Genomic DNA, 6200 nt, shown 5'->3' with positions numbered 1-6200 from the left:
GCTTGGAGCCGAACTTGCCGGCGGGCTTGTCGCCCCGCTTGGTGTCGAGGCGGCCAAGCGCCTTTTCACGGCGGTCCTCGGACTTGCCGCCTTTTTCGAAGCGTGGCTTGCCTTCCGGCGCATCGCTCTTTGCCCATTCGGCCTTCGCGGGCCGCTTCGGCGCGTTGTCTTCCTCGTCCTCAACGGGGGCATTGTAGATCGGCGCATCGAAATTGGCGCCCGCCTGTTCGATCAGGCGCGGGCCGAGCTGGTCGCGCAGCATCCGGCCACGCACTTCCAGCACCTTGCCTTCGGGCAGATCACCCAGCTGGAACGGACCGTAGGAAACACGGATCAGACGGTTGACCTCGAGGCCGAGCGCGCCGAGCACGTTCTTGATCTCGCGGTTCTTGCCTTCGCGCAGGCCCATGCTGATCCAGACGTTGTGGCCCTGGGTACGGTCAAGCGTGGCGTCGATCGCGCCGTAGAGCACGCCATCGACGGCGATGCCTTCCTTCAGCTTGTCGAGCGCCGCCTGATCCACCTCACCATGGGCGCGCACGCGGTAACGGCGCAGCCAGCCGGTCGTCGGCAATTCCAGAACGCGGGAAAGACCGCCATCATTGGTAAGCAGCAGCAAGCCTTCGGTATTGATATCGAGGCGGCCGATGGAGAGGACGCGCGGCAGTTCGCTCGGCAGATTGTCGAAAACGGTCGGGCGGCCTTCCGGGTCGGAATTGGTGGTCACCAGACCAGCGGGCTTGTGGTAAAGCCACAGCCGCGTGCGCTCGGCGCCGCGAATCGGCATGCCATCCACTTCGATCTTGTCCGACAGCGTGGCGTTGACGACAGGCGTATCCAGCTTGACGCCGTTCAGCGACACGCGGCCCTCCATGATCATGCGCTCGACATCGCGGCGCGAAGCCACGCCGGCGCGCGCCATGATCTTGGAAATGCGCTCGGGCTTCGAGGCGCCAACGGTTTCCGGCACCGGGGCGGCCTTTGCCTCGGCAGGTTTCTTTTCGCGCTCGGCTGCGGGTTTGCCGGGGCCTTTCGGCTTCCTGTCTCGGCTAAATGTCTTGCCGCCGTCACGCTTCGGCTTGTCTTTAAAAGTCATTTGCTGTTTGCCTGTTGTTTGGGCTGTCCTATCAGGTCCAAGCACAAGGGTTAAGAGGAAATTGAAACGCAATGGCCGAAAGGACGCATTTCATGGAGCTGGCGCTTTGGGAAGCCCGTGCCGCCGGCGAGCGGCAGGAGGTTCCAATCGGTGCCGTACTGGTACTGGACGGTCGCGTCATCGCCCGTTCCGGCAACCGCACCCGTGAATTGAACGATGTGACGGCGCATGCTGAAATCGCCGTGATCCGTATGGCCTGCGAGGCGCTGGGACAGGAACGCCTGCCCGGTGCCGATCTCTATGTGACACTGGAGCCTTGCACCATGTGCGCGGCGGCAATTTCATTTGCCCGTATCCGTCGGCTCTATTATGGCGCGCAAGACCCGAAGGGCGGTGCAGTGGAGAGTGGCGTGCGGTTCTTCAGCCAGCCGACATGCCATCATGCGCCGGATGTTTATTCGGGACTGGCGGAGAGTGAAAGTGCTGACATCCTGCGGCAATTTTTCCGCGGGAAACGTCTCGACGACTGAGCGACTCGCGGGAGGCGTAAGCCTTCCCGCCAGCCATCAACCATTCGCCATTACTGGAAGGGGTTCCACCAGCTCTTGCCGGTGCCGGCCATTGCCGCTTCTTTCTTGCGGCGCTTTTCCTTTTTCTGCTCCGGCTCGCCGAGATCGGTCAGCTGATCCTGCGGAACGCTGCGATATTCGGCCGGCGGATCGGTGAGGAACTTGCGCTGGGCGTTGACCACAGAGCCGCCCTGTGCTTCGGCCTTGGCCTTGCGGAAGGCTTCCCACTTCTGGCTTTCCGTCATCTGACCGGCGGTGCCGTTGCCGGCGAGCAGCGGCGAACGATAATGCGGGTTGTTCTTGTTGGCATCCGCCTCGTCGCGCAGGCGTTCGCGGGTTTCTTCCGGCGATTCGACCCATTGCGGATTGTTTTCGCGGCTCGCCATGTTCTGCTGCGGCTGAGCCAGCTGCTCGGCACGGGCCTGGGCGGGAACGACGAGGCCCGGGCGAGGACCATATTTCAGGTTGCGCTTGGTCTGGTCGCCGGTGATCGAGGTTGCGTTGCCGAGATCGTCGACAAGCTGTTCGGCTGCCGTCTTGCCCGTACCGTAGGTCGGGCTCGTGCACGCGCCGAGCAGCACGCCTATCGTCGTGACGCCAACCACCGTGCGAAACATGCCCAAACCCTGCGCATTACCCTGCATCGTCTTCATTGAAACCCTTCCAGCCGTCCGTCCCACTTCGCCAGACATCGTCTTTCGGCAGGCGGCAGCCCGCATTGCCCTGTAAATCCGGCCATTTTCAGGCAGGTGTACCGGATGAAGAGGCAAAGCGCAATTCATCCGGCCATTTTCATTATGCCAGGGCCTCAAGCTCGCGCAGGGCGGCCGCATCGCGCGCCGAGACATCGGGATAATCCGGATCGGAGCCGACATCGGTGGTGATGCGCCACGAACGCGCGCATTTTTCACCTTCCGCGAGCTTCTGCTCGACCACGACCTTCGGAACTTCCGGCAGGCGGAAACCGTCGGCAGGGCCTTCGTCACCCACAACCGTGATGGCCGAGGTGATGCAGATTTCGGCGAAGTCCTGATCCTTCAGCGCGGCCAGAAGATCGGCGTCGGCGATGTGGACGACCGGAGCCGCTTCCAGCGAAGAACCGATGCGCTTTTCACGGCGCTCGACTTCAAGCGCGCCCGTCACGACGGTGCGGACCTTGCGGATTTTTTCCCACTTCGCTTCCAGCGCATCATTCTTCCAGTTTTCCGGGATTTCCGGGAACTGGGCGAGATGCACAGACTCCGCATCCGGGTAGCGCGACAGCCACGCTTCTTCCGTGGTGAAGGGCAGCATGGGGGCAAGCCACGTCACCAGGCAATCGAACAGCTTGGCGATGACCGACAGGGCCGCGCGACGCTTCAGTGACGACGGCGCGTCGCAATACAGCGTGTCCTTGCGGACGTCGAAATAGAAGGCCGAAAGCTCGACATTGGCAAAGTCGATCAGCGCACGGGTGATCTTCTTGAACTCGAAGCCGTCATAACCTTCGCGAACAACGCCATCCAGTTCGGACAGGCGGTGCAGCACCAGCTTTTCCAGCTCCGGCAGATCGTCATAGGCGATCTCCTCACCCTTGTAATGGGCGAGCGTACCGAGCATCCAGCGGATGGTGTTGCGCAGCTTGCGATAGGCATCGACATTGGTCTGGATGATGGCCTTGCCGAGGCGCTGGTCTTCCCAGTAATCCGTGGTCATCACCCACAGGCGCAGGATATCGGCACCCGACTGGCTCATGACTTCCTGCGGAGCAACCACGTTGCCGAGCGACTTCGACTGTTTGCGCCCCTGCTCGTCCATGGTGAAACCGTGGGTCACAACGGCATTGTAAGGCGCACGGCCACGCGTCGCGCAGCTTTCGAGCAGCGACGAATGGAACCAGCCGCGATGCTGGTCGGAGCCTTCGAGATAGACATCCGCCGGCCACTTCAAGTCCGGGCGATCTTCCAGCGTGAAGGTGTGAGTGCAGCCGCTGTCGAACCAGACGTCGAGGATGTCCATGACCTGCTGCCACTTGGCATGGTCGTGGTCATTGCCAAGGAAGCGTTCCTTGGCGCCTTCGGCGAACCAGGCGTCCGCGCCTTCGGCCTCGAAAGCCTCGAGGATGCGAGCGTTGACGGCTTCGTCGATCAGAACTTCACCTTTCTCGTCGGCGAAGACGGCGATCGGCACGCCCCAGCTGCGCTGGCGCGACAGAACCCAGTCCGGGCGGCCTTCGATCATGGCGCGCAGGCGGTTCTGGCCGGAAGCCGGCACGAAGCGGGTCTGGTCGATGGCGGAAAGCGAACGGGAGCGCAGCGTGGTGCCGTCACCCAGTTCCTTGTCCATGTAGACGAACCATTGCGGCGTGTTGCGGAAGATGACAGGCTTCTTGGAGCGCCAGCTATGCGGATAGCTGTGCTTCAGACGGCCGCGGGCGAACAGGTTGTTTTCCGCGATCAGCGCCTTGATGACGCGGTCATTGGCGTCACCCTTCTTGCCGTTATCGTCCATGACACGGGCGGCACCGCCTTCGGCCGACGGGCCGAAACCGGGGGCGTCTTCGGTGTAGAAACCGTCATCGCCGACCGTGAACGGGATCTTGGACGAGATGCCGCGCGCTTCCAGATCGCGCGCCTGCGCCATCCACGCGTCAAAGTCCTCGCGGCCATGGCCGGGGGCTGTGTGCACGAAGCCGGTACCGGCATCGTCGGTGACGTGATCGCCATCGAGAACCGGAACAGGGAAGGTGTAACCCAGCGATGCCAGCGGGTGGGCGCAGGTGACACCGGCGAGCTCCTCCGCCTTCACATCGCGCAGGCGTGTGAATTCGAGCTTCGCCTTGGCAAAGCATTCGGCTGCCAGCTTGTCTGCGAAGACGAGCTTTTCGCCCGGCTGCGGCCCGAAATCATTCGCCGCCGCCGTGACCTCATAAAGGCCATAGGCGATGCGTGACGAAAACGAGATGGCGCGGTTGCCGGGGATCGTCCAAGGCGTGGTCGTCCAGATGACGATGGAAGCGCCATCAAGCTCGGCAGAGCCTTCAACGACCGGGAACTTCACCCAGATCGTGTCACTCTCGACGTCATGATATTCGACTTCCGCTTCCGCCAGTGCCGTGCGCTCCACGACCGACCACATGATCGGCTTGGAACCGCGGTAAAGCTGGCCGCTCTTGGCGATCTTCAAAAGTTCGCCGGCGATGCGGGCTTCCGCGTGGAAATTCATCGTCGTGTAGGGGTTTTCGAAGTCGCCCTCGATGCCGAGGCGCTTGAACTCCTCCGACTGGACCTTGATCCAGCCGGCCGCAAACTCACGGCACTCCTTGCGGAATTCGTTGACCGGAACCTCGTCCTTGTTCTTGCCCTTGGCGCGGTAGGCTTCCTCGATCTTCCATTCGATCGGCAGGCCGTGGCAATCCCAGCCGGGCACGTAATTGGCGTCGTAACCGCGCATCTGGAACGAGCGGGTGATGACGTCCTTCAGGATCTTGTTCAGCGCATGGCCGATATGGATATTGCCGTTGGCATAGGGCGGGCCGTCATGCAGCACGAATTTCTCGCGGCCGGCGGCCGAGGCGCGCAGCTTCTTGTAGAGACCCATTTCCTGCCAGCGCTTCACCGTTTCCGGTTCTTTCTGCGGCAGGCCGGCGCGCATCGGAAAATCCGTCTGCGGAAGATAGAGGGTGGTGGAGTAGTCCAGTTTTTCTGCGGTGTCGCTCATGATCATACCGTTGTTGCGCGCCGTGCGGGCCGCGCCATATCAATTGCAAAGAGGGCAAATTCGGAAAGCGCCACGTCCGTCTGTCACAGAAGCGCCAAAATCCCGGACCTTCCGGCTCTCTCAGAGCGGGCGGAAGGCCGGGCCAATAATTCGGCCAATCTGAACTGCAAATTTCAACCGGTATTGGGACATGGCCGGTTGTGTATGCGGTTTTCCGGTAAAAAGGAAGAGAAAAGCGACGGCAAGGGGCGGGCGAATAAGGACATGCCCCACAGCTTGCTCAAAACGCGATCTTCGCATCCACTTCGCTCAGCGGCTGCACACCCGACAGCATCGCCCTCGCCTCTTCTTCATCCCGCTTGATCTGCGCCACGAGCGGATCGAGACCATCGAATTTCAACTCATCGCGCAGGTGGCCGAAGAAGGAGACCGAGCAGACCTCGCCATAGAGATCGCCCGAAAAATCGAAGACGAAGGTTTCGAGCAGCGCCGCGCCGTTGTCCGTGACCGTCGGGCGATAGCCGAAGCTCGCCACGCCGTCGCGGATCGAGCCATCGGGGCGGCGGAAGCGGACGGCATAGATGCCGGCCTTCAGTTCCGTTTCCGGCGCCAGCGCCATGTTGGCGGTGGGGTAACCCAGCGTGCGGCCAAGCTTCTGGCCGCCGATGACTTCGCTTTCCACCGTGAAACGGTAACCAAGCAGGCCTGCGGCGCTCGCCACATCACCCTCGCACAGAAGCGAGCGTATCCGGCTGGAAGAGACGACATCCGCGCCCTCGTCGCGGAAAGCGTCCACTAGCGTCACATCGAAGCCATGGCGTTTTCCGGCTTCCATC

The 6200-nt window shown here is 62.0% G+C and carries 5 protein-coding genes; 1 reads left to right on the top strand and 4 read right to left on the bottom strand.

Annotated elements, in window-relative coordinates:
* Positions 1-1096, bottom strand: a 1096-nt coding sequence (locus tag DOU54_RS28225; protein WP_502695973.1) for a pseudouridine synthase, incomplete at its 3' end; no start/stop codon positions are given.
* 71 nt (positions 1097-1167) lie between these two features.
* Between DOU54_RS28225 and DOU54_RS17275 the strand changes: the two genes are divergently transcribed.
* Positions 1168-1626, top strand: coding sequence for a nucleoside deaminase (locus DOU54_RS17275; RefSeq protein WP_004440213.1), 459 nt, complete (start codon positions 1168-1170; stop codon positions 1624-1626).
* Positions 1627-1676: 50 nt separating this feature from the next.
* Here the strand turns inward: DOU54_RS17275 and DOU54_RS17270 are convergent, their stop codons facing one another.
* The 3 genes from DOU54_RS17270 to DOU54_RS28220 all read right to left on the bottom strand — a co-directional run.
* Entirely contained in the window at positions 1677-2318 is a 642-nt protein-coding gene (locus tag DOU54_RS17270; RefSeq protein ID WP_004440212.1) for a hypothetical protein, read from the bottom strand.
* A gap of 142 nt (positions 2319-2460) precedes the next feature.
* Positions 2461-5364 (bottom strand): isoleucine--tRNA ligase, encoded by a 2904-nt coding sequence (gene ileS / locus DOU54_RS17265; RefSeq protein ID WP_113381025.1) that lies wholly within the window; start codon positions 5362-5364, stop codon positions 2461-2463.
* Between the two features lie 280 nt (positions 5365-5644).
* Positions 5645-6200: riboflavin kinase (locus DOU54_RS28220; protein WP_286079932.1), on the bottom strand; the 556-nt coding region annotated here is incomplete at its 5' end.

Origin of the sequence: Agrobacterium sp. MS2 (assembly GCF_003261015.1) — a bacterium.
GTDB classification, from domain to species: domain Bacteria; phylum Pseudomonadota; class Alphaproteobacteria; order Rhizobiales; family Rhizobiaceae; genus Agrobacterium; species Agrobacterium pusense.
The sequence above is the reverse complement of the archived record's forward strand: the minus strand, read 5'-3'. Positions and strand labels throughout refer to the sequence as shown.